Annotated in this window: 21 protein-coding genes, 1 pseudogene and 1 riboswitch; of the genes and pseudogenes, 1 reads left to right on the top strand and 21 read right to left on the bottom strand. The window is 51.2% G+C overall.

The window, feature by feature from the left end:
• Positions 1 to 39: 39 nt before the first annotated feature.
• The 21 genes and pseudogenes from yabN to EXW96_RS19580 all read right to left on the bottom strand — a co-directional run bounded on the left by yabN (position 40) and on the right by EXW96_RS19580 (position 22,611).
• Complete coding sequence (yabN, locus tag EXW96_RS19680; RefSeq protein ID WP_074729817.1) at positions 40 to 1,542, bottom strand: bifunctional methyltransferase/pyrophosphohydrolase YabN; 1,503 nt, start codon at positions 1,540 to 1,542, stop codon at positions 40 to 42.
• 46 nt (positions 1,543 to 1,588) lie between these two features.
• Positions 1,589 to 3,349, bottom strand: a complete 1,761-nt coding sequence (locus EXW96_RS19675; protein ID WP_174351232.1) for a putative polysaccharide biosynthesis protein — start codon at positions 3,347 to 3,349, stop codon at positions 1,589 to 1,591.
• Positions 3,350 to 3,468: 119 nt separating this feature from the next.
• The gene (gene spoVT, locus EXW96_RS19670) at positions 3,469 to 4,011 is read right to left on the bottom strand and encodes a stage V sporulation protein T (RefSeq protein ID WP_054819640.1); all 543 of its coding nucleotides are present in this window, start codon (positions 4,009 to 4,011) and stop codon (positions 3,469 to 3,471) included.
• 235 nt (positions 4,012 to 4,246) lie between these two features.
• Positions 4,247 to 5,338, bottom strand: coding sequence for a peptidylprolyl isomerase (locus EXW96_RS19665; RefSeq protein WP_054819639.1), 1,092 nt, complete (start codon positions 5,336 to 5,338; stop codon positions 4,247 to 4,249).
• Positions 5,325 to 8,849 (bottom strand): transcription-repair coupling factor, encoded by a 3,525-nt coding sequence (mfd, locus tag EXW96_RS19660; RefSeq protein ID WP_062410336.1) that lies wholly within the window; start codon positions 8,847 to 8,849, stop codon positions 5,325 to 5,327. The genes EXW96_RS19665 and mfd overlap by 14 nt, the downstream gene beginning before the upstream one ends.
• A gap of 104 nt (positions 8,850 to 8,953) precedes the next feature.
• A complete protein-coding gene (fin, locus tag EXW96_RS19655) occupies positions 8,954 to 9,184 on the bottom strand; it encodes an anti-sigma-F factor Fin (protein WP_062410335.1) in 231 nt (76 codons plus the stop codon).
• 151 nt (positions 9,185 to 9,335) lie between these two features.
• On the bottom strand, positions 9,336 to 9,896 hold the full coding sequence (gene pth / locus EXW96_RS19650; RefSeq protein WP_054819644.1) for an aminoacyl-tRNA hydrolase: 561 nt from the start codon (positions 9,894 to 9,896) through the stop codon (positions 9,336 to 9,338).
• Between the two features lie 221 nt (positions 9,897 to 10,117).
• Entirely contained in the window at positions 10,118 to 10,759 is a 642-nt protein-coding gene (locus tag EXW96_RS19645; protein WP_054819638.1) for a 50S ribosomal protein L25, read from the bottom strand.
• Between the two features lie 106 nt (positions 10,760 to 10,865).
• Positions 10,866 to 12,272 carry a bifunctional UDP-N-acetylglucosamine diphosphorylase/glucosamine-1-phosphate N-acetyltransferase GlmU gene (gene glmU, locus EXW96_RS19640; protein ID WP_054819643.1) on the bottom strand — a complete coding sequence of 469 codons (1,407 nt, stop codon included), beginning with the start codon at positions 12,270 to 12,272 and terminating at the stop codon, positions 10,866 to 10,868.
• Positions 12,273 to 12,406: 134 nt separating this feature from the next.
• Positions 12,407 to 12,691 carry a septation regulator SpoVG gene (gene spoVG, locus EXW96_RS19635; protein WP_054819642.1) on the bottom strand — a complete coding sequence of 95 codons (285 nt, stop codon included), beginning with the start codon at positions 12,689 to 12,691 and terminating at the stop codon, positions 12,407 to 12,409.
• A gap of 122 nt (positions 12,692 to 12,813) precedes the next feature.
• A complete protein-coding gene (locus EXW96_RS19630) occupies positions 12,814 to 13,203 on the bottom strand; it encodes a RidA family protein (protein WP_054819637.1) in 390 nt (129 codons plus the stop codon).
• A gap of 7 nt (positions 13,204 to 13,210) precedes the next feature.
• Complete coding sequence (purR, locus tag EXW96_RS19625) at positions 13,211 to 14,053, bottom strand: pur operon repressor (RefSeq protein WP_062410332.1); 843 nt, start codon at positions 14,051 to 14,053, stop codon at positions 13,211 to 13,213.
• A 135-nt stretch (positions 14,054 to 14,188) separates the two neighbouring features.
• The gene (ispE, locus tag EXW96_RS19620; protein ID WP_062410331.1) at positions 14,189 to 15,043 is read right to left on the bottom strand and encodes a 4-(cytidine 5'-diphospho)-2-C-methyl-D-erythritol kinase; all 855 of its coding nucleotides are present in this window, start codon (positions 15,041 to 15,043) and stop codon (positions 14,189 to 14,191) included.
• Positions 15,044 to 15,329: 286 nt separating this feature from the next.
• Positions 15,330 to 15,509: pseudogene (locus tag EXW96_RS27745) on the bottom strand (small, acid-soluble spore protein, alpha/beta type); the annotation flags it as partial.
• A 151-nt stretch (positions 15,510 to 15,660) separates the two neighbouring features.
• Positions 15,661 to 15,933 (bottom strand): biofilm formation stimulator Veg, encoded by a 273-nt coding sequence (veg, locus tag EXW96_RS19610; RefSeq protein ID WP_054819635.1) that lies wholly within the window; start codon positions 15,931 to 15,933, stop codon positions 15,661 to 15,663.
• Positions 15,934 to 16,154: 221 nt separating this feature from the next.
• Entirely contained in the window at positions 16,155 to 17,033 is an 879-nt protein-coding gene (gene yabG / locus EXW96_RS19605; protein ID WP_174351229.1) for a sporulation peptidase YabG, read from the bottom strand.
• 81 nt (positions 17,034 to 17,114) lie between these two features.
• Positions 17,115 to 18,041 (bottom strand): 16S rRNA (adenine(1518)-N(6)/adenine(1519)-N(6))-dimethyltransferase RsmA, encoded by a 927-nt coding sequence (rsmA, locus tag EXW96_RS19600; protein ID WP_062410329.1) that lies wholly within the window; start codon positions 18,039 to 18,041, stop codon positions 17,115 to 17,117.
• Positions 18,038 to 18,592, bottom strand: coding sequence for a ribonuclease M5 (gene rnmV / locus EXW96_RS19595; RefSeq protein WP_174351228.1), 555 nt, complete (start codon positions 18,590 to 18,592; stop codon positions 18,038 to 18,040). Before rnmV ends, rsmA begins: the two co-directional genes overlap by 4 nt.
• 108 nt (positions 18,593 to 18,700) lie before the next feature.
• Positions 18,701 to 19,840, bottom strand: coding sequence for a resuscitation-promoting factor (locus EXW96_RS19590; protein WP_174351227.1), 1,140 nt, complete (start codon positions 19,838 to 19,840; stop codon positions 18,701 to 18,703).
• A 280-nt stretch (positions 19,841 to 20,120) separates the two neighbouring features.
• A riboswitch (cyclic di-AMP (ydaO/yuaA leader) is annotated at positions 20,121 to 20,304 on the bottom strand.
• A gap of 216 nt (positions 20,305 to 20,520) precedes the next feature.
• Complete coding sequence (locus EXW96_RS19585; protein WP_054819633.1) at positions 20,521 to 21,288, bottom strand: TatD family hydrolase; 768 nt, start codon at positions 21,286 to 21,288, stop codon at positions 20,521 to 20,523.
• A gap of 36 nt (positions 21,289 to 21,324) precedes the next feature.
• The gene (locus EXW96_RS19580; protein ID WP_062410326.1) at positions 21,325 to 22,611 is read right to left on the bottom strand and encodes an HD domain-containing protein; all 1,287 of its coding nucleotides are present in this window, start codon (positions 22,609 to 22,611) and stop codon (positions 21,325 to 21,327) included.
• A 384-nt stretch (positions 22,612 to 22,995) separates the two neighbouring features.
• Between EXW96_RS19580 and EXW96_RS19575 the strand changes: the two genes are divergently transcribed.
• A complete protein-coding gene (locus EXW96_RS19575; protein ID WP_010501678.1) occupies positions 22,996 to 23,250 on the top strand; it encodes an AbrB/MazE/SpoVT family DNA-binding domain-containing protein in 255 nt (84 codons plus the stop codon).
• The last annotated feature ends 363 nt before the right edge of the window (positions 23,251 to 23,613 follow it).

The raw sequence follows: 23,613 nt of genomic DNA, 5'->3' as shown, positions 1-23,613 counted from the left end.
TGTATTCTTTGCTTGCATAGGAAATTCCTGCAAAGATGCTTATTTTTTTAGAACTTTTTTTGCTTCCTGCCAAAGAGATTCCATCTCCTGCAAATCAGTTTGGTCAAATGTCTTGCCCTTTAAACGCAGCTGCGATTCAATATAGCTGAATCTGTCGAAAAATTTTCGGTTGGCGTCGGCCATGGCTTCCTCGGGATCCACCTTCAAAAAACGTGCAAGATTCACGACGGCAAACAGCAGGTCACCAATCTCCTCCTGCTGCTCCGCTTTACCGAACCGTTCGATCGCTTCCTTCACTTCGGCCAACTCCGATTCCACAATCGGCAGCACCTCTTCCAAAGCGCTCCAATCAAAGCCAACGCCGGCGGCTTTCTTCTGAAGCTTATACGCCTTCATCAGCCCCGGCAGATCGCGCGGCACGCCCGACAGCACCGATTGCTCGTCAGGGTTTATGCCTTTACGGCGTTTTTCTTCGTCTTTGATCTGCTGCCAGTTGCTTAGCGCTTCGTCCGCATCCTCCGCCTGCATGGAGCCGAATACGTGGGGATGACGGCGGATCAGCTTTTCGTTGAGCTCCTGAATCACATCGAATACGGTGAAGGAGCCGGCCTCCGCTTCAATTTGCGAATGCAACATGATTTGCAGCAGCAAGTCGCCTAATTCTTCGCACATATGATCTGGATCGTCGTCGTCGATCGTTTCCAGTACTTCGTAGGCCTCTTCAATCAAGTTTTTGCGCAGCGACTTGTGCGTTTGCTCCCGGTCCCACGGACACCCTTCCGGGCTTCGCAGAATGTGCACGATTTCGTGCAGGCGGGAGAAGGTGCGGCTGCGCACATCGTCCCGATCCGTCCGCGGCACCCACACCAATGACAAGTTGCCGTAACCTTCTACACGGTCAAGCTCATACAAAGGCACCTCACGAACGCGCTCCTCCCCTGTCACGCCAAGCGAATGGCCAACGGTTACCGGATAGTCGTCCGGGTACAGCTCCATCAGCGTCAGCTTCACATCCGAGGCCGTATAGACATCATACACTTGTCCGATCAAAGTATGCAGCTGCGGATTCAGGGAGCTTGCCTGAAGCGAGGTACCGTCAAGCAGCTGAAAGCCCTCGATGGGATCAAAGCCGAGCCTCAGAAAGGCCTGATCGAGAAAGCTCTCGCCGCCCATGAACCCGAGCAGCACGCCTTCGGCCGGACAACGCTCGCGAAGCAGCTGCACCGTCCGCTCGGCGACCATCGGATGTCCGGGGACGGCGTACAGCACTTCCCCCGCCCCTGGAGTCTTCGCCCGGGCGATCAGCGTAGAGGCGATCGTTTCGTACACCGTGTCGAACGCCTCATTGGCTTCATATACGGCGTCGAACGTCTCATAGCGCAGCCCGTGGTGATCAAGCATCGAGACCATCGGATGCTCCTTGGTGCGCAGATACAGCGCTCCGCCCGTCGTGCCGGTGGATTCGAGCTTTCTCCAGACGCCGAGCGTCAGTTGATTCGGGTCGCCGGTTCCGAGGCCGACAACGGTAATTTGCGGTTGCATAGACATGGCGCAAGCGCCTCCTTAAGTTTTGATGCGGCGCTCCGCTCTAGGGGAGCAGCCGGAGTCTGCGCAGCAGCGCAAGGGGCTTGCCCCCAAGCTTGGGCACCTGAGCCAGCTCCGCGGCGGTCACCGCGCCCAGACGCAGCAGCGCGAACGCGAAAGCCAGCGCCCCCATCGCGACGCCGCTAAGCGCGATGATCGCGGCCATGCCCCGCTCGGACAGGGCCACAGGCAGCCGTGCAAGCAGCGGCGGAGCGCCGTGCGTCACGGCCAGCAGGCCGAGCGTCATAAAGCCGACCGCCAGCAGCGGCTTTATGACGGCGCGGCCGCCCGGGGCCGTGATGCCGGCGGCGCGCAGCGCGTGCGCGAGCGTGAGGCCGCCGGCGAGCGCGTAGGCGGCCACCGCGGCTGCCGCGGCGCCGGCGATGCCGAAGCGCGGCACAAGCAGCGCGTTCGCCGCGACCTTCACGCCGGCGGCAAGCAGCAGATACAGCGCCGGCGCACGCACGGCGCCAAGCCCTTGCAGCACGCTGCCGGCGACAATATTGATCACCGAGAACAGCGCGGTGAACGAAAGGATCGCCATCGCCGCCGTACCATCGGCGCTTTTGAAGAACATTACGTTCAGCGGCTCCGCCAGCACGGCCAGACCGAACGAGGCGGCGAGCCCGATCATCCAGGTGAACCGCAGCGATATCTCCGCCCTGCTGCGCGCTGCCGCCAGATCTCCCCGCTGTCTGGCTTCCGCCATCGCCGGCACCAGCGCCGCCGACATGGAAGACGCAATCATGGCAACCAGTTGCACCAGAGGCAGGCCGTGATGATAAAGCCCGAATTGATAAAGCGCCCCGGTTTCGTCATAGCCTGAAATTCGAAGGAGCCTGGGCAGCGTGAAGGAATCCACAAGTGTCAAAATCGGAACCGCAATGGCGCCGAGGCAGAGCGGAATCGCGTAGACCGTCAACCGTTTCATCAGCGCCCAATCCCGCTTCCATTGCCAAGCGCCGAAGAGGGAAGAACCGCCGACCGCACCCGTACTCCCCAGCGTTTCGCGATCCCTCCGCCAAAAAAACAGCATGACCGCCAAACCCGCCATCGCACCTGTCACAGAACCAAACGTGGCGCCTGCGGCAATCCATTCCGGTCCATAACCCAGATGCATGAGCACGATAAGCAGGATCAGCATCGTACCCACCCGCACCGTTTGTTCGGCAACCTGCGACCAAGCGGTCGGAACCATATTTTGAAATCCTTGATAGTAGCCGCGCAGGCAGGACATGACCGGTACGATCAACAGTGCAAACGACACGCTGCGAATCGCCTCGACGGTTTGCGAAGCACCTATCCATCGCGCGATCGTATCGGCTCCGGAATACAGCAGCAGGAAGAAACAAATTCCCGTCGCCATCAGCGCAACCAAGGCCACACGAAGCACACGGCGCGCTTCGTCGAAGCGGCGGGCGGCCGCATACTCAGATACAAATTTCGATATCACCAGCGGAAAACCGGCCGTCGCCAAAAACAAAATTAAAATATAGAGCGGATAAACCGCGTTATAAATGCCGAATACCGCATCGCCGGCCAAATTCTGAAGCGGAATTTTCTGCAGCGTTCCGATCAGCTTGGAGATGACAGCGGCCATCCCCAACAAAGCAGCGCCTTTGAGCAGCGCCGAGCCCGCGCGTCCCCCATCGGTCCGCCCCTCCGGCCCGAACGCCTTGTCCGTCTCCTTTCCTCCGATGCTCTCCCTCTCCTTCTTGCCGTACCGCACTAAAGCTTGGCTTAGCGTCCGTCTTAACGCCAACATTATACCGCACTTGCCGCCCATTTTCCAAAACCAAGCAAAAAAGCTTCCCGATATCCCTTCAAGAGGATGCCATCAGGAAGCCCTGCTTTTGCTTTCTTGCGGTTGATTTCAGCCGCACATTATTGTTCCATTTGCTTGGCGAGGAAGCCCGCAGCCGTTTCCGCCATTTTGAGCTCCATTTGGCCCATTTTCACACTTTCATCCTTGCTGACCAGAATCACCGCTCCGATCGGGTCTCCGCCCGCCACAATCGGAGCAATCACATACGAGCTGTAAGTTTCGTTTACATCCTTGGAAATTTCATATGACCCGCTGCTGCTTTCTATCGAAGCCTTACGGTTTTCCATGCATTGTTCAACGAGAGAACCGATCGGCTTGTCCAAATATTCCTTCTTGGAACCGCCGGCTACGGCAATCATGGTATCGCGGTCCGATATCATCGTAATGTGGCCTGTACTTTCATATAAGGACTCGGCATATTCTTTTGCAAAATCACCCAGTTCACCGATAGGAGAGTATTTCTTAAGAATCACTTCTCCGTCGCGGTCTACAAAGATTTCGAGAGGATCCCCTTCCCGAATCCGCAGCGTACGGCGAATCTCCTTGGGGATGACGACCCTGCCAAGATCGTCTATACGACGAACGATTCCAGTTGCTTTCATAATTCTAGATGCCTCGCTTTCCTGAGAGTTAGATACAGACTGGACTCTAATTTATGCCAATGGAGGGAATTGAACTAATCTTAGTATTCTTCGATTCCCAAGTGGTTATGCATGATACCTGGCGCTTGATCCTTGCGGTCATCGGTTCATTATGTAAGAATGTCCGCCGCTGTTTACATTATGTCCAAAAAAATGAAAACAAAACAGGGCATCCATACGGGTGCCCTGGTAAATCTTACTTGCCGTTTTCCGTCTTTGGAGCATCGGATTGAGGAGCGTCCGGTTGCGGAGCTTGCGTACCCGGCGTTTCTGCGGGCTTAGACTCTTCCGGCTTAGGCAGATTGTTCGTCTCAATAAGCCCAGGAAGCTCTTTCTCCATAAATTCATGCACCTTGTTTTGCGCCGCTTCAGAGCGTAAGTCCGGCTTTACTTCATCAAACGTTTTGGTTTTGCGGGATTCAACCTTCATGATATGGTAACCGAATGTCGTTTCTACCGGATCGCTGATCTGGCCGATCGGAAGCTCGATAGCAGCCTGTTTGAATTCAGGCACCCATTGAGAAAGAGGCATATCCGTATAGGTCCCCCCCTTATCCTTGGAGCCCGGATCTTCCGAATATTCCTTGGCCAGCGCGGCAAAGTCGCCGCCCTGCGTCAGCTTGTCCTTTACTTCTTTCGCCCGCTTTAAGGCTTCTTCCTTCGTACGGGTCTCTTTCCCCGTCGCCGGATCATTAATGCCGATGAGAATATGGCTGACCGTAGCGATATCGTAGGTGTTCTTGTCCTGCGCCAGCTTCTGGTCATAAGCCGCTTTGAGATCCGCATCCGGAATCTTGCTCTCTTCCGATACGAAAACTTGAATGCTCTGATGCACGAATTCATCCAAGTCCTTTTCCGTAATGTTGTTATCCTTCAGCAGCTTTTCCATGCCGCCTTCCTGCATGCCCATAAAGCTTTTAAGCTGTTCAAGCTGCTGCTGCGACTGCTTGTCGGCTTCCGCTTTCGCTTTGTCGTCCGCACGGGACGCCAGAATCTTGAACGCAACCAATTGATTCATCATGTCATGCTGAAACGCCGGCTCATCTTTATACTGCGCATACTGCTGGTTAAAAAGCAAATTGACGTTCATAAATGTTTCAAATTCCCCGCGTGTCACCTGGCCGCCGTCTTTGTACGTGACAAGCACTTCATCAGGATTGCCTTCCGGCGCCGCGGTGGAGCCGCCCTCGTCTTTCTTTCCGCATCCTGCCGTTACACCAATAATCAATATGAGTGCGAAAAGAGCCAAAAGCCCTTTTTGCAACGGGTTCCCTTTATTTTGCCACATTCTGCAGCTCTCCCTTCGATTTCAAAACACGCTTGTATTGTACCAGAAACCTTTCCAGCAAATCGATGGATTCTTCTGGTTTTAACCCTTTGCCCTTCAGCTCGATAATGATTTGCTGCCCGCCGATCAGTTTGATCCGATTCTCGAATTCGCCTGACAATTGGTGCAGCTTCTGCCCGTCCAAATTGTCGTTTTGTCCAGGGTGAATCCGAAGCTCGTAATCCAAACCTTTCTGCGAGATCGTTTCGATCCCATACATCGCGCCGTAGACCTTCAGGCGGGCCGCCTTGAGCAGATTGACCACCGCCTGCGGCAAATCGCCGAACCGGTCCACGAGTTCATCCTCCAGCTCCATCGCTTCATCCAAGGTTTGCACAGCCGCCACTTTTTTGTAAATTTCAATTTTCTGCACGCTGTCATAAATGTAATCGCCGGGAATATAGGCATCCAACTGAATATCAAGCTGCGTTGACCAAACCTTTTCTTCGGGCGTCGTTTCGCCGCCCATTTCCTTCTTCCGCTTATTAATTTCTTCTCCTAGCATCTGGGAATACAGGTCGAATCCAACCGATGCGATAAAGCCGTGCTGTTCGGCACCGAGCAAATTACCGGCGCCGCGAATGGAAAGATCTCTCATGGCAATTTTAAACCCGGAACCCAGCTCCGTAAACTCCTTGATGGCTTGAAGACGTTTTTCCGCCACCTCCGTCAGCACTTTGTCCCGCTGATAAGTAAAATAGGCGTAGGCGATCCGGTTGGAACGTCCGACCCGACCGCGCAGCTGGTACAGCTGCGAAAGCCCCATCTTATCGGCATCATGGACAATGAGCGTGTTCACGTTTGGAATGTCGACTCCGGTTTCAATGATGCTCGTGCTGACAAGAACGTCATATTCTCCGTCAAGAAAATCCAGGATGGTCTTCTCCAGCTCCTGCTCCGACATTTGGCCGTGAGCTACGGTCACCCGCGCATCGGGAACGAGCATCGAGATTTGTTCAGCCATTTGGGTAATTCCCTGTACACGGTTGTACAAATAGTATACCTGGCCTTCACGGGCAAGCTCCCGCTCGATCGCCTCACGTACCAAAGAAGCGCTGTACTCTACGACGTAGGTCTGTACCGGGAAACGGTTCTCCGGGGGCGTCTCAATGACCGACAAGTCCCTTACCCCAAGCATCGACATATGGAGCGTGCGCGGGATCGGCGTCGCTGTCAAGGTCAGCACGTCCACGTTCGTTTTGAGCCGCTTCAGCTTTTCCTTGTGCGAAACACCGAAGCGCTGCTCCTCGTCGACGATAAGCAGCCCCAAATCTTTAAATTGGATATCCTTGGACAGCAGCCTGTGGGTGCCGATCACGATGTCCACGGTACCGTTCTTTATGCCCTTCATCGTCTCCGTTTGTTCCTTCTTGGAACGGAATCGGCTCAATACGTGAATGTTAAACGGATAACCCGAGAAGCGTTCCCTGAACGTCTCGTAATGCTGCTGGGCCAGAATGGTCGTCGGTACCAGAACCGCCACTTGCTTCCCGTCGATCGCCGCTTTGAACGCTGCGCGGATCGCCACCTCCGTCTTGCCGTAGCCGACGTCGCCGCACAGCAGCCGATCCATCGGCCGGGGCTTCTCCATATCCCTCTTGATCTCCTCAATGGCACGGAGCTGGTCTGCTGTTTCCTCGTACGGGAACATCCCTTCGAACTCCTGCTGATAGGCGCTGTCTTTGGAGAATGCGTATCCGGGAGTCGCCTGGCGTTCGGCATAAAGCTTGATCAGATCGTCCGCAATATCCTGCACGGATGCCCTTGCCTTGCTCTTGACCCGGTTCCAGTCGGTCCCGCCCAGCTTATACACTTTCGGCTCTTTGCCTTCCTCGGCGCCTACGTACTTCTGGACATGGTCGATTTGATCAATCGGTACCGACAGCTTGTCGCCGCCGGCATACATAATGTGCAGATAATCTTTATGAATCCCGCCAACCTCAAGCGTTCCGATGCCTACGAATTTCCCGATCCCGTGGTTGACATGGACGACATAATCCCCAACCTTAAGCTCCTGGTAGCTTTTGATGCGTTCGGCGTTCTCAATCTTTTTGTCTACCTTGCGGGCCTTGCGCTGCTTTTGGGTGAACATTTCGGCTTCGGTAATGACGACAAGATGAATGCTGGGCAGCTCAAAACCGGTCTGCAGGCTGCCGTCCACAATCTGCGGCTCTTCAATGTGATAATCGGCCAGCACCCGCTTGATTCGCTCAATCCGTTCAGCCCCGCTGGCCACCATCATCACCTGGGCGCCGGATTTTTTCCAGCGTTCCATTTCGCTTTTGAGCAGATTCATCTGGCCGTGGAAGTTTTGCATCAACCGGCACATGAAATTGACGATATTCTGCGGCGTCACCTGCTGTACCTGACGTAGGAACAGCGACATGTACAGCGTTGGATAAGCTTTGCGAAGAAGCAGCGTCTCATAAGGCTTGGACAAGGCCAGCGCCGGGATGCATTCGCCGTCCTGCAGCGACGAGGTCGTCCATTCGGCCTCATCCTTCTCAAGCTGCTTTGCCGTCTCCAGCAGCCTCGAGGGTTCGTCTACAATGATAATCGAATCCTTCGGCATGTAATCCAGCAGCGTTTGCCGTTCCGGAAACAGGAGGGAGACATATTTGAATATCCCTTGAAAGTGCTGTCCTTCCCGAAGCAGCTCGATTTCGTGTCCCATGCCTTCAAGCAGCTTGTCTTTGGCGGCCCGGTCCGTCATTTTGCCGATCTGCTCCTGAAGCAGCTCGTAGGCATGCTGCGCCGCCGATTGTAACCGGTTACGATCGGCCACGATCTCGCGGCAGGGCAGAATGGTCAGTTCGTTCACTTTATCGATGGACCTCTGGTCTCCCGCATCGAACGAACGAATGGAGTCGACTTCAATATCGAACAGCTCGATCCGATACGGATGAGGCGATGTGAGGGGATACAAATCGAGAATTCCCCCGCGAACGCTCATCTCTCCCTTGTTTTCAACCCGCTCCACCCGTTCATATCCCAGCTCGACCATGCGGCTTACCAGCTGGTCCAGCTCCACGGTCTGCCCCACTTCAATGCGGAACTGAGCCTGAACGATGGAATCCCGGCTTGGAAGCAGCCTACGCATCCCCGCATAAGGCACTACGACGATGCCGCGGAAATCTCCAGCCAGACGGGACAGCGCATCCACTCGCTGTGCCAGCATCTCGGGGCTCGCGATTGCCGCCTCAGCGGCAAGCAACTCCTGGGCAGGGAACAAAAGCACCCGGTCCCCAGGCAGCAGTTCGGCTAAATCCTCGTACATTTTTTGTGCAGAAAACATATTGTGCGTCACGACAAATAAAGGCCGCTCCAGCTCCTCATAAAGCGAAGCGAGCATAACCTGACGCGAGGAACCAGTTAATCCGGCGATTAACTGCTCCCTCATCCCCGTGCGAATGCCGGCAACCACGGATTGAAAATCAAGATCCGCGGCGAACGCCCGAATTAAAGCCTGCAAAACAGGACACCCCTCTCAACCGCGTAACACTAAAAAGCCTATAGCGCACTCGCTTTAGGCCCGATTCATGTACATCATGCCGGACAGCCGGACGCGAATAGCCCCTACTGCAGAGGATTCGCGAGGAGCGAGAGCTCCGGATTGGCCTCCAGCGCTTCTTTGCAATAATCGCAAACCACCTTGACGGTGACATCCCCATTTGGGTTATACGATATTATATCTCTCCGCTCTTCAGGGGTCAAGAAATGAAAGCCCAACTGATACTCGCTCACTTCTTCCTGACGAATCTCCCCGATGGATGTTTGGCAATGACGGCATATGTATTTCACGGTCATGCGGCCTTCCTCCTCTCCGCTTTGCCGGGCAAAGCGCTTCTCTACGGACAACGGTCACCGGTACAATCGGCAATCCGCTGACATCATACTTAGTATGACCAAGAATGGAGGATTTTAGCCTGGGGTCGCTGGAGCTTGAATGCTTAACAACCTAACCGTTAAATTTCGCCATCGTCTTCTCGAATGTGTGCTCCAATACATATTCCATAGCCTCGCAGGTTCTATCCAGCACCTGAGGCATGCTTTGCCATTCTTCTTTGCTAAAAGGACTTAATACGTAATCGGCAATATCCCGGCCGGGTGCCGGACGCGAAATGCCCATTCGGATTCGATTGAATTTCTGGGAGCCCAGATGCTGTATGATGGATTTGATTCCGTTGTGGCCCCCTGCACTGCCCTGATACCTCAAACGGATACTCCCGTACGGCGTATCCAAATCGTCATATACCACAATCAGGTCGTCCGGGGACGCCTTGTAGAAATCCATAAATGCCCGCACGGACTCTCCCGACAGATTCATATACGTCTGCGGTTTAAGGAGAACGACCTTCTCCCCGGCCACCATTCCTTCTCCCATCAGGCCCTTGCATTTGTTCTGCGAGATTTGGATTCCGTGCTTGTCGGCGAATCGGTCCAGCGCCATAAAGCCGATGTTGTGCCGCGTCATTTCGTATTGCCGCCCCGGATTGCCGAGGCCTACGAACCATTTCAAGCCAACTGCTCCTTTCAAAACCATCCATGTAACTCCTACGAGTTAATCATACCCGAAAAAGCGCCCCAAGCCAACTTTCACATGACCCCGTTCATCAACCTTTTCCCCGAATCGGTAGAAGCTCCTGTCATTCGAGCATAATGGAAAAGCGTGTCGATCGACTCGCCCATCAACACGCTTCCTCTAAAAAACATACGGACCGTACGTCCGAACGTTCAACATTATACCGTTTTGTCGGCTTCCTCTTCTTCTTTCTCGAAAGCTCCCTCGACCTTGGCTGCAGGCTCGTCGGCGGCCGGCTCCTCCTCGGCTTCCTTCTGAGGCAGAAGAATCGTTGCAAGCACATCGTTCTCATCGGCTTTTACTTCGACGTCGGCAGGCAGTTTTAACTGGGACACGAGGATATTCTCGCCAACGTCCAAACCGGATATATCTACTTCTACTTCACTCGGGATATGCTGCGGCAAGCAGCGGATCTCAATCTCATGATGCTGGATTTGCAGAATACCGCCGGCCTTGACGCCAACGGGGTCTCCGATAAATTCAAGGCGGACCGTCGTGGTGACGGGCTCGTCCATATTGATTTGATGGAAATCGACATGCAGCGGCTGACGGGTGAACACATCGCGCTGCACTTCATTGATCATCACCGGCTGTTTGCCGAATCCCGGAACATCCATCTCGATAATGCCGTTCGGATTCGTTTTCAACAGGGTAAACAGTTCTTTTTGATCGATGGCGATTGGCGTTTGCGTCACTTTTTTTCCGTAAACGATACCGGGTACTTTTCCTTGCGCACGCAGCCGGTTGAGATCACCCTTCGTTCGGCCTGTACGAGCTTCCGCTTTCAATGTTGCTGCCATAGTTAAACCTCCTTCAATCTGGGCAAACCCAAGCTTCTACTAATTTACCCATTTGAAGGAGGTTCGAAACATAGAAAGGGAAATACGTCCTGCCGATGAAGTTCGATTACGGACGGTTCTTCTTCAGCTGCTCTTTCTTGGCCGCAAATTTGGCGTGAAGCTTCTCGGCGTAACCCGGCTTGTTTACCTGCCGCTCTCTGGCAATGGCAAGATCCCCCGCTTCGACATCATCGGTGATGGTCGAGCCTGCAACGACGTAAGCGCCTTTGCCGATTTTGACCGGAGCCACAAGATTGACGTTGCTGCCGATAAAGGCGTCGTCCTCCACCTCGGTCAGCTGTTTGTTATAGCCGTCATAGTTTACGGTAATCGCGCCGCAGCCAAAGTTCACATTCCGTCCAATCACCGCGTCCCCGACGTAACTCAAATGAGATACCTTGACTCCGTCAGCCAGTCTGGCATTCTTAATCTCAACAAAGTCCCCGATTTTCACGTCTTCGCCCAAATTCGAACCCGGTCGTAAGTAAGCGTAAGGCCCGACGGTCGTTCCGGCGCCGATCACCGCTTCCTGCAGCACCGAATGCTTGACCGTGATGCCGTTGGCGAGGGTGCTGTCTGTGATATCGGCCTGAGGCCCAATGACACAGTCCTCCCCGATCACTGTTTTGCCCCTAAGGATCGTACCCGGTAAAATGACGGTGTCCGCACCGATTTGCACATCCGCTTCGATATACGTATTCGAAGGGTCAATGATCGTAACCCCTCCGAGCATATGGCGCCGGTTAATGATCTGACGCATGTCCGCTTCCGCCTGCGACAGAGCCAGCCGATCGTTGACACCGATGGACTCCCGGATATCCTTCATCACGCAGCCTTCGATTTTTTCACCACGACTGACCAGAATACTGATCACATCGGTGAGATAGTATTCATTCTGGGCATTGTCATTCTTAACTGAGGCGAGAGCGTCGAACAGTTTCCGGTTATCGAAGCAATAGGTGCCTGTGTTGATTTCCTGAACCCTGCGCTGCTCGTCATTGCAATCCTTCTCTTCGACAATTCCGCTGACATGCCCCTGTGCATCCCGAATGATTCGGCCGTATCCGCGAGGCTCGTCGATCACCGCTGTCAAAATGGTAGCGGCCGTCCCCTTCTCCTGATGAGTCCGAATCATGTCCTGCAGCGTTTCTGCAGAAACCAGCGGCGTATCTCCACAGATGACGATGGTGATCCCGTCTTCGCCCTCAAGCAGCGGTTTGGCCTGCAGGACGGCGTGACCTGTTCCGAGCTGCTTCTCTTGCAATGCATATTCCACGCGATTCCCCAAATACGCTTGAACCGCTTCGGCGCCGTGGCCTACGACGACTACCGTACGCGAAGTATTTATATGTTCCAGTGTGGTGACCACATGACCGACCATAGGCTTTCCGCACACCGGGTGCAGCACTTTATATAGCTTTGATTTCATCCTCTTGCCCTGCCCTGCGGCGAGCACGACTCCCATGATGTTCAAGCTTTCCATCCCCTTCGTTCAAGTTAATCATTCTATGTTAGTATACGGGTCGGGGTCTTCAAAATGCAATCTCCGTACACCCGTTTCATGAGGAAAAAGAAAAAAGAGCCCACAGGCTCTTTAAGAACATCGGTTTATGCCCCTTCTTCAATTACTTCTTCATCCGCTGCGGCCCGTTCATATTCTGTCAGTACCGCCGATTGAATCTTCTCACGAGTGGAAGAGGAAATCGGATGCGCGATATCCCTGAATTCCCCATCCGGCGTCCTCTTGCTCGGCATAGCTACGAACATGCCGTTGTTACCGTCAATCACACGAATGTCATGAACTACAAATTCGTTATCGATGGTAATGGAAGCAATGGCTTTCATTCTGCCCTCGGAGTTTACCCGACGAAGTCTGACGTCAGTTATTTGCACCTCTAGTTCACCACCTTTTTCCATCTTGTTGACTTGAGGTATAAATTCCACATTTTAGGGCAAATTCCTGCTTTCCATTCAAAATTTTTCCGCTTTTTTATAAATAATTTGTCTTTTTAAAATTATTCGACATTTAACGCTGCAATAAGCTCGATTTCGACAAAAACATCCTTCGGAAGCCGCGCCACTTCTACCGTCGAGCGAGCCGGCTTATGGTCTCCGAAATACGAAGCGTAGATTTCATTGATCTGGGCAAATTGATTCATATCTTTGATGAAAACGGTTGCCTTAACGACATCCCGGAAAGTCGCTCCGGCTGCCGCAAGCACTGCGCTTAAATTGCGGAATACTTGATGGGTCTGCTCTTCTACGCCTCCGGGCACCAATTGGCCGTCCGATCCGAGCGGAATCTGGCCTGATGTAAATAGAAGCGATCCGACCCGAACCGCTTGCGAGTAAGGACCGATAGCGGCTGGCGCCTGGTCTGTTGAAATGATACTTATGTTCGTCATTGATTGATCACTCCTCATCAAAGGTATCGCCTTCACGAAAATAGTTGCCCGGCTCGACTGTGATTTGTTTTGTCTTCGGATCTACCGCGGACAGCTTGGCCAAAGAAACGTAATCTTCCACCAGATGCTCCTCCACTTCACCCGACTCTACAAAAACGCCCACGCCCTTCACCGTAGCTTTAAACTCCTGCAGCAGATCCATCATACCGTGAATCGTACCGCCGACCCTCATGAAGTCATCGATTATTAATACTTTGGATTCTTCCTTGAGCGCTCGCCGCGATAAGGACATCGTTTGAATCCGCTTGTTCGACCCCGAAACATAGTTGATGCTTACGGCTGAACCCTCGGTTACTTTATTGTCCCGGCGTACGATGACGACCGGCAAATTTAAATATGTGGCCGTCGAGTAGGCCAATGGAATACCCTTGGTTTCCACAGTCATGACCACGTCGATGTCTTTGCCCGCAAAAACGGATGCGAACATTTTGCCCACTTCGTTCAAGACCATCGGCTGTCCCATGATGTCGGACATGTATAAATATCCGCCTGGCAGTATTCTCTCCGGCTGCTCAAGCTGTCTGCACAGCTGGTTGATAAACTGCAGGGAATGGTCTCTTGATACTTTCGGGATGAACTTGACACCCCCTGCCGCGCCTGCAAGCGTCTGCAGTTCCCCAAGACCTTCTTCTTCAAACACTTCCTTAATGATGGCCAAGTCTTCGCTAATAGAAGATTTGGCGGAGTTGTAGCGGTCAGCGAAAGTCGTCAAAGGAATCAACGTATGGGGGCGAATTAGCAAGTATTGGGTCATTTCCACCAATCTTGCGCTTCTTTTCATTTTTTTCACTGGTGCACCCCCTAATTTACGACGCATGTTATAATAAAATCCGAATAATATAATGAAAATATAACATTTTTATACGTATTTATACAAGCACATCGCGAAAAATATAATGACACCAAAGTGACATTATCATCTTGTTCAAGTCAGCAGTCTTACAGCATAAACATCTTTGCAAAAGCCTCTTAGCCCGTTATAAATGCGAGGAACCTTGGCTTCTTTCGAAACCAGTCCAAAAACGGTAGGACCGCTCCCCGACATCAATACGCCGTCAGCCCCCAGCTTAGCCATCACTTCTTTCAGCTGCCGCACCTCCGGGTAAAGCTCCAGCGTAATTTCCTCCAGCACATTGCCGAGCTCCCCGCACAGCTGTTCGAACCGCTTCTCCCGGATCGCCTCAAGCACTCCCGCAGTGGAAGGATGCTTCCGGATGGCGCCGACCTGCAGCTTGCCGTATATTTCCGATGTAGACACGTTGATCGGGGGCTTAGCCAGAATAACCCAACACTGCGGGGGTGATTCGATCGGCTCCAGCTTTTCACCGCGTCCCCGTGCAATCGCTGTTCCTCCGGTTACACAGAATGGCACATCCGAACCGAGCTCTTCCCCGAGCTTCTGCAGTTCTTTCATCCCTATGCCAAGCCTCCACAACCGATTCAGCCCACGCAAGGTAGCCGCGGCATCGCTGCTCCCGCCGGCAAGTCCCGCAGCTACCGGGATTTTCTTATCCAAATGAATATAAACTCCTTGCTTAACGTCATATCGCTCTTTGATCAGACGAGCGGCTTGAAAAGCGAGATTTTTTTCATCCAGCGGTATGTACCCGGCTTGACTCGATATGATGATCGTGTCGCGCGGCAGCTCCTGCATTTCGATCCGGTCCGCCAGATCGACCATGGTCATAACCATCTCCACTTCATGATAGCCATCTTCACGCTTATATAATACATCCAGGGACAAATTGATTTTTGCCGGGGCTTTCTCGAATACCTTCATAGGACACCTTCTTTACAACTGTCTGTCTATACGGGCTTACCGTTCTTCTCCTAATACTATACCAAAAACGGCACAAAAAAAAGCTAAAGCGGCCTCTTGGCTGCTCTAGCTTTCTTTAATGGTGCAATTACGGCCTGGAGTACGGGGAATACACCGGCGTCTGTACAGTTGGCTGCACGCCGCCGTACCTTGGCGCTAGGGATTCCTGAGACGGCGACGCTATCGCCCCCTGCGCGGGAATCGTACCTTGTCCGGGAGCCATCCCGACGTTTCCAACCGGGATCGGGTTCTGCTTCTGCAACGTTCCCTCCGCAATTTGGATCGCCCGCTTTACCATATTGCCCGCATCCTTCGTTCTTATGCCGCCCCAGCCTTCTCGCTGTACGGTTTCGTAGAAGCCGAGATCTTTGGCAAGTTCATATTTGAAAGCATCGGACATAACCCCTCTGCGATTTCTGCGCCCCATAACCTTACCTCCTTCGCTGTTGATTTGAAGTTAGTAAAAGCTAGTATGCGCCGATACCAGGAAATCATGCAACTTTATCGACGGCAGCACCGTCTTATGAAGTACACAAGCAAAAACGGCTGACTGCTCGAGCAAGCCAACCGTTTATGTATTATTGTTGTATTGTAATCCGCACTTCTCCGTCATCGCCTTGCACTGTCACTTCAACCGATTCCGTCAAAATGTCTGCGTAGCTGTAAGAAACGCGCTTGAAGGTCTGGTGTTCCTGATCCAGCTTCACAATAAATACGGAAGGATAGGTTTCCTCCAATACACCGGATCTTTCGATGGTCTTGCGGCGACCGCCATTTGCTTTTAACATGATCTTTTGTCCGACATGAGGTTCCAAACTGCGTTTGATATCCAACAGCGTATTTTTAGCCATTGATCACTACCACCTCTTTCCTATTTAATTATAACGCAACAAAGGTAGTATGTCAATTTAAGCCGAATATTATATCAGCCATACAAACGTGTTGTCAATGACTTTTTTTCCTTGATTTCTGCAGAAAAACATAAATCATCTTTACTTTCATTCACACAATTGTCAAAAATTATTCTGGATGGATGGGGGAATTGAAAAAGAAAAAAAGCACCTTTCGGCGCTTAAGTCTGATTTGCGTGTTGAATTTTGGGCACGCCCCGGCGATAGCTGCCTCGTGATTCTATGCCGCCGAGCCCCTCCAAACCACTGTGTGTGAGCCCGATGACATCTACGATATTCACCGTATCGCGAATGGGCGTAAAAGCCACTTTAGCCGCGATGCACAACGGGTCAAGAGCATGAATCAGCACACGGGCGGGGGAACTGGCATAATTGGCTCCGGCTTGCAGCAGCGCTTCAAAATGGGATTGGCACGCACCGGCGATAATCGTCAATGCGTCACGGTTTTTTTCATATTTCCTTGCTGCCTGCACCGCATTCACGAAATTATGCGAATTTTTGTAACTGCTAAGCGAGGTAATGTCCCCTCTACTCCGGTGCTTCAGAAGGCCGTCATGTCCGGTCACCACTACAATATCGGGCTGGATTTGGGGCAGCAGGCGGTAGAGCGCATCGGCCATATGGGCTTCCGTCACATAGAATCCTTCGGCCGGTACCCGGAGCTCTCCATATAAGACCATGCATTTGCGCAGATACACTGGATCGCCATCCAGATGCAGCACTTTACCCGGCACGTCAAAATAAGTCGGACGTGATTTGGGCGCCGCACCCGGAGCTGTGCTGCTATCCGCCGCGTTCGGGCTTGCTTGAGATTGCGATGCATTCGTGCGCCTCATGGCATCCAACCATTTCGGACGGATCAAACCCAAATATTGAAAAGGATCGAGCTGAGGCATGGGTTCCAAATCCGGAAGCGGAGCATCGGCCAAAAGCCGCAGCTCTACTCCGCGGAGCACCGCCTGCTGCTGCCTGATTTCTTGGATTTTGAAAACTATGTCACCGCCATACGACTTACGAGTGACGAGGTCTCCCTGTTTCATGGCTGCATCGCCTCCTCGTCTATCGTATGGCGAATATAGGCAAATGGTGCAGGTGAATTGCCTATAACCCCTATGGAGGAGTTAACGGGAACTTAACGCTCTGGCAAGATTCCGGCTCAGTACAGCATATTCTTCCATAGACAATGTTTCCCCGCGGCGGGAGGGATCGATGCCTGATTGTTGCAGGATGACTTCCAGCTCGCTTTTCGTTTCTTTGGTGAAATATTTCGCCGCTAGATTGTTATATATCGTTTTGCGCCGCTGCACGAAGCTGGCTTGGACCACGTCAAAGAAAAAGGCCTCGTCTTCCACATCCACAGGAGGCGTCTGTCTTACTTTCAACCGAATGACCGCCGAATCCACATTCGGCTGAGGGATAAACACGGTGCGCGGGACGATCGTTACGACTTCGGGGATACAATAATACTGTACCGCAATACTGAGACTGCCGTAATCTTTACCTCCCGGCTTCGCAGCCATCCGGTCGGCCACTTCCTTCTGAATCATGACGACGATATTCTCCAGAGGCAGCTTTTCTTCGAGCAGCTTCATAATAATGGGAGTGGTCACATAGTAAGGGAGGTTGGCGACAACGCTAACTTGCGAGACGCCCTGAAAATGCTGCTCGAACAGCTCCTTCAGATCAACCTTAAGCACATCGCCGTGGACAACGGTCGTATGAGGATAAGGGGATAATGTCTCCTCAAGCATCGGCAGCAGTCTTTGGTCGATCTCAATGGCCACGACCCGTCCTGCCGCCTTGCCCAGCTGCTGCGTTAGGGCTCCGATCCCGGGACCGATTTCCAGCGCCCCTTTTTGAGGGGTCAAGTCGGCTGCAGAAACGATTTTATGCAATATATTGTAATCAATAAGAAAGTTTTGACCTAAGCTTTTCTTCAAGGTAAAGCCGAACTTCTGCATCAGCTCTTTGGTTTTTTTCGGCGAGGCGATGTCCTCCACAGACGCTTGTCCCGCATCCGCCGTATCTGTAAAGCGATTGGTACTCATAACGCTGCACCCTCTTCTTCATCCAAATGCCGCCGCGCCGCCTCGAATTCTTCTTTTGTAATTTGAAACATGCGGCAGCGATGATAAAACTGTTTTCCGTTACAATAACCGATACCAAGCCGCTTGCCCATCTCAAGCCTTCTGGCGGCAGCCGCCGGGTGAACGATCAGACCGGCCTCCAGCAGATCGTTCCAGCCGATTTCCGTACCTTGGGCCATATAATCCGTGCGTACATTCACAAGCGCGGAACGAATCGCTTCCACCGATGCGTTCTCCACCCCAATGTCGCCGCGGCTGGTGGCCGCCTCCTGCGTCAGGAACGCATGCTTGCAGCCGGGGACTTCCTTGGCGATGATTTTACGTATCCTCTCCCCTGCATGATCAGGGTCCGTGAAAATGATTACGCCTCTGCGTTCCTGCGCCAACCGGATACGCTCCAGCACCTCTTTATTGATTGCGGAACCGCCGGTTTCGATCGTTTCCGCTTCGACGGCCCGTTTAATCGCAACCGTATCGTCTTTGCCTTCAACAACAATAATCTCTTTAATCATGGAATTCGTCCGTACCTACTTTCGCAGCAAGAGAAAAGAAGAGGGACGTTAGCCGTACCTCTTCTTCATCTGTTCTATATATGATGAGTCTGCCCTAATTGCCCATCCTTAATCAGCCGACGGCTTCTTTGGACCGATGATATATACGGTTGCGCCATGTTTTGTTCCGAAGCGCAAAGCATAATCATGGCTGTCGAAATAAACGTCGATTTTATTTCCTTTGACTGCGCTGCCGGTGTCTTCCGCTCTGCGGAAGCCCAGACCTTCAATATAAACCCACCAGCCTATCGGAATGACCTTTGGATCGACTGCAATCGTGCGACCTTCCGTTACTCTCGTACCTGATGCCGTGATTCCATACTGCGGATGATCCGGATCCTTGCCTGTCGAGGCCGGTCCCGCGCTATACGCAGTGAGCTTCACGTTATTGATGACCTGTTTAACGTCGAACTTCACGCCGTTTCTGGTCACCTGTTCCAAGGTTGGCGAAGACGAAGAGAGTGTTACTACGGGATTCTTCGTTCCCACCGCAATAATTTTTTGCACACTTTGGGTTTGAATCTTTTCGTCAACGATTTGTTCGGATACGAGCACACCGTCTTCATAGACTTTTTCTTTCTTCTTGAGCAGAACGCCCTCTTGTCCTTCTTGAATAACCTGTTCTTTGCCTCTGATCAGCTTCGGCTCCGTCTTTTTTACCGTTTCGAAAGCGATCGGTTCTTTGATTTCCTCAACATTTTTCTTGACACGGACGATCTTGACTTCACTATTTTCGTTTATTGCCGCATTCAAAGCGGGAGTCACTTTATCAAGTTCACTGAGCTTGATCTTCTGATCGTCAAATAGCTGTTTGACCGTCTTTCCTGTCGTATATACGGTCTTGGTTTGCCCACCGTCTGTCAATTGTACCGGTTTGGCTTTCTCGATAATAATTCGATCTCCCGATTCCACCGAATCATCCAGAGAATGCGACACACGGTCGTGTTCACCGACAGAGATGCCTTGCTCATCCAGTATATGCTGCAGAACTGATTCTCTAGTTTGGAAAGTTTGCTCTTTTCCGTCTACAACAACCGATACGCTTTTGATTGACGTACCGTAATACATGATTAAAAACATGAAAGTCATAGCGAATAATATGAGTGCAATGATCGATATCATACGCAAGTTTTCATGCTTCCATCGCAATGCGAAGGACAAGCTGGATGATCGTCTTTCATGGGTTTGTTCAGGTGTCACAACGCCCACTTGTTCGGTCCTCCTTAAAGCCCCGCCATCCGAGTGTTATGCATGATTAGATCTGACGCGACTATGGTAAAGTATATTCTTCTCCAATTACCAACGTTTGCTTCAACGGCTATCAGAACCGTACTTGCCTAAGGCCACCTCCTGGAATCTTATTTTTTATGAACCGGCTTGGATCGTTATCCCAATGACGGGGGAATACAAAAAAAGTCAGCGGAGAAGAGGAACCTTCCCGTGACTTTTCTCATTTTCCTCAAAATGAAAAGTTAAGCCGACGACAATCGTTACCTCTCTCTTAACGCTTACGAGGTTAGCTGACGGATTCGGACTTGAGAGTCGCCCTACTCGGAAGCAGCTGCCTGCCCCAAGATTCACCCCTATAAACACCACGTTCATCAACAGCGTAGCGCTGTGACATCCGCGATGCGGTTCCCCCGTTCCCTTACGGAACTCAGCGATGTTGGAATTTTGGCAATCGTATGAAGTTAATATTGAGTGTACGATGTGAAGGCTGGAATTGTAAAGTATACAAACTTTGAAAAAAATCTCGGATTTTACTCAATTATCATTGTTTTTTATTAATTTTTAAACCAAAACCATCTTTTTCTCCATTGGTCACAGTTTTTTATTTTGTTTTCTTCGATTATCTTGTTTTGTATAAAAAAGTTCTTTTGTGTGAAAATTCACTTTATACCGAAAATGGATATGGCATTCCTCGAGGTAATCCCGGCCAATTCTTCCAGTGAAATGCCCTTGATTTGGGCCGCCGTCTCAGCTACAAGACGAACGTAAGACGATTCATTCCGCTTGCCCCGATACGGATGAGGGGCAAGGTAAGGCGCGTCCGTTTCAATAAGCAGCCGATCGAGAGGAACTTTTTCCAGCACCTCCTTGGGCTGTTTTGCATTCTTAAACGTGACCGGTCCTCCAAACGAGATATAGAAATTCATGTCAAGGCACATTTTGGCTGTTTCCCAGCTCCCGGAGTAACAATGCATCACACCGCCAACCTCCGCCGCCTTTTCTTCGCGCAAAATTTGCACAACATCGTGATGCGCATCCCGGTTATGGATGACAATCGGCATGCCGAGCTTACGTGCGAGCCGGATTTGCTCACGAAACACACGGGCTTGTACATCCTTTGGAGACGTATCCCAATAGTAATCCAGCCCGATTTCTCCTATGGCTACCACCTTCTCATGGCGGCAAAGCGATTCGATCCATTCCAAATCGTCCGGGGTCATATCCTTTGCGTCTGTCGGATGCCAACCCACGGTCGAATAGATAAAGTCATACTGTTCTGCCAAAGCGATGGAGCTGGGAATGGTTTCCCTGTTAAATCCGACATTGATCATGTGACTAATTCCGTTCTCTCTTGCCCTTTGAATCACTTCGTGTCGATCTTCATCGAATGCCTGTACGTTTAGATGCACATGCGTGTCGATCAGCATATGAACATACCCCTTTCTTCGCCATTGCGACAATGTTCAGGACAGACCTAACAGGATGCGAACATCAGCGTCCAGTTCCTGCAGATGGTTCAACAGCAGCTCATGAGGGTAATACAAATGGTATTTCCCCATATGAATACCGCTGATCGAGCGGACAATCTCCGATTTGCAGGAGATCTCCGATAATGTGTTTTTGGAATCCAGCAGCAAGATAGGCAGCTTCTCATCCTGCTCTCCGGGACGGTACACATCATACGACAGATCCGACGGGAAATCAATTTTCAGGTAATAATCCGGATCGATTCCAAAGCTTTGCAGCAAGCTTCCCAGGCGTTCCATCAGTTGAGTGTCGATACGCTCGAGCGTTATATATTTGAACAAACGCCGCTGCAAAAACCGGGAGCACAGATCGGAAAGAATCGGGTCTTTCTCCAGGGACCACTGCATCAAGACGGTTTGCATGAACGCTTCGTCCAAGAAGTAATATTCGTCTACCGTCAACTGCTGCTGAAACAGCTTATGCAGCGGAGCAATCATAAACTGGAACCGGTATCCCTCCTCATAAAGCTTTTTGGCTCTTTGAAAAATACTGTGGAGCACCACTTCCGCGCTGCGGGTTACCGGATGAAAATAAACCTGCCAATACATTTGATATCGTGACATCAAATAATCTTCCACAGCATGCATGCCGCTCTCTTTGACTACAATATGTCCCTGGTACGGACGCATGACCCGAAGAATCCGATCTAAATCAAAGGTACCGTAATTCACCCCGGTAAAATAAGCGTCCCGAATCAAATAATCCATCCGGTCGGCGTCCAGCTGGCTGGATACAAGACTGACGACGATTTCTCTGTGATACGTTTTGGAGATGACGTCAGCCACTTGCCGTGGGAATGCCGGAGATACGCGCCGCAGCACTTGATTGACTTCCGTATCCCCCAGGACAATGCGGCACGACCATTCTTCATGGTGGCTGCCGAACGTCTTTTCAATGGAATGGGAGAACGGACCGTGTCCAACATCATGCAGCAAAGCCGCGCACAAGCACAGCAGTCGTTCCTCTTTGGGCCAATCCTCATACTGATTCCGTTCAAACTGGGATATAATCCTGCGTGTGACTTCATAAACACCAAGCGAATGAGAAAACCGGCTGTGTTCTGCACCGTGAAAGGTCAAAAAGCATGTGCCAAGCTGACGGATACGGCGCAGCCTTTGAAATTCTTTTGTATTGATCAGATCCCAAATCGTTTGGTCTTGCACATAAATATACTTATGTACCGGATCCTTGAACACCTTTTCTTCTTTCATCGGCGTGCTCATAGCTTTCCTCCTTGATCAATGAACTATTATTCGACAAACAAATCAGTATACTTGATAATTTTGTCGAATGATGTCGATTTCACTTTCCAATCCTTACTTTTTTTTCTATGTAAACGGTGAAATAAAGTAATGAAAAATCGTATTTTTTGTGACAATACACTTTGCAAAAATGTGTGATATCTCACATTTTACTCGATTTTTTCTTTAAGATATAACAAATACAGCGTCATATTCCATAAAATAACATGAAATTGACTCAATTTTTAGTTGACTATTTTTGGAATGGTTGGTATCATATTCGTAAAGAATTATGTCGAATCATGACGATTAATTTTCTTCCAAAATGCTTCTTACTTATACTTCTAGGAGAGGGGAATTTTTATTATGATGAAATCTACAGGTATCGTAAGAAAAGTTGATGAGCTGGGTCGTGTCGTTATTCCTATCGAACTTCGCAGAACGCTAGGCATTGGCGAAAAAGATGCTCTTGAAATTTACGTAGACGGAGAGCGCATTATGTTGAAGAAATATGAGCCGGCCTGTATCTTCTGCGGCAATGCTGAGAACGTCTCTTATTTCAAAGGGAAAATTGTCTGTCATGAATGTTTATCTGAAATGCCAATACCTGTGACAAAATAAAAAAAATAAGGTATAATGAAGATAGCAATTTTATCTAAGGTAATTCTAACCTTTTTCATATCTCCTCTATAACCCCGATTCGTGGTTTCCTCGAATTAGGGTTCTTTTTTTAATCAACCCCCTAAATCCTCCTTCCAAGGGGGACCCCATGGGCGGCTGCCCCTGGACCCCGCTCGGGGCCTTGATGGACGTTTGGGCGGGAGGAGCGCTAACGTTCGGAATCACCTCTTGGATGAGGTGATCGGGCACACGCTTGATTGCGGCGTTCTTCCGTTGGAGTGCATGTGCGGACTTTGGGTGTTTTTTGGAGCGACTGACCGCCGTGGGGACGCACCCGAGGCAAGCCTCGACAGCTCTTGTTCG

Source organism: Paenibacillus sp. JMULE4, assembly GCF_013337105.1.
Lineage (GTDB): Bacteria > Bacillota > Bacilli > Paenibacillales > NBRC-103111 > Paenibacillus_G > Paenibacillus_G naphthalenovorans.
This window is presented reverse-complemented; position numbering and strand designations above follow the sequence as displayed.

Bases quoted from the DNA above. Each gene is read 5' to 3' on its own strand.
- EXW96_RS19630 (WP_054819637.1), bottom strand. From the start codon at position 13,203: ATGACGAACATAAGTATCATTTCAACAGACCAGGCGCCAGCCGCTATC.
- ispE (WP_062410331.1), bottom strand. From the start codon at position 15,043: ATGAAGGTATTCGAGAAAGCCCCGGCAAAAATCAATTTGTCCCTGGAT.
- EXW96_RS19645 (WP_054819638.1), bottom strand. From the start codon at position 10,759: ATGGCAGCAACATTGAAAGCGGAAGCTCGTACAGGCCGAACGAAGGGT.
- EXW96_RS19675 (WP_174351232.1), bottom strand. From the start codon at position 3,349: ATGTTGGCGTTAAGACGGACGCTAAGCCAAGCTTTAGTGCGGTACGGC.
- fin (WP_062410335.1), bottom strand. From the start codon at position 9,184: ATGACCGTGAAATACATATGCCGTCATTGCCAAACATCCATCGGGGAG.
- rnmV (WP_174351228.1), bottom strand. From the start codon at position 18,592: ATGATTAAAGAGATTATTGTTGTTGAAGGCAAAGACGATACGGTTGCG.
- rsmA (WP_062410329.1), bottom strand. From the start codon at position 18,041: ATGAGTACCAATCGCTTTACAGATACGGCGGATGCGGGACAAGCGTCT.
- EXW96_RS19585 (WP_054819633.1), bottom strand. From the start codon at position 21,288: ATGCTGATCGACACGCATGTGCATCTAAACGTACAGGCATTCGATGAA.
- EXW96_RS19665 (WP_054819639.1), bottom strand. From the start codon at position 5,338: ATGTGGCAAAATAAAGGGAACCCGTTGCAAAAAGGGCTTTTGGCTCTT.
- EXW96_RS19575 (WP_010501678.1), top strand. From the start codon at position 22,996: ATGATGAAATCTACAGGTATCGTAAGAAAAGTTGATGAGCTGGGTCGT.
- EXW96_RS19580 (WP_062410326.1), bottom strand. From the start codon at position 22,611: ATGAGCACGCCGATGAAAGAAGAAAAGGTGTTCAAGGATCCGGTACAT.
- veg (WP_054819635.1), bottom strand. From the start codon at position 15,933: ATGGCTAAAAATACGCTGTTGGATATCAAACGCAGTTTGGAACCTCAT.
- yabN (WP_074729817.1), bottom strand. From the start codon at position 1,542: ATGCAACCGCAAATTACCGTTGTCGGCCTCGGAACCGGCGACCCGAAT.
- spoVT (WP_054819640.1), bottom strand. From the start codon at position 4,011: ATGAAAGCAACTGGAATCGTTCGTCGTATAGACGATCTTGGCAGGGTC.
- yabG (WP_174351229.1), bottom strand. From the start codon at position 17,033: ATGAAACAGGGAGACCTCGTCACTCGTAAGTCGTATGGCGGTGACATA.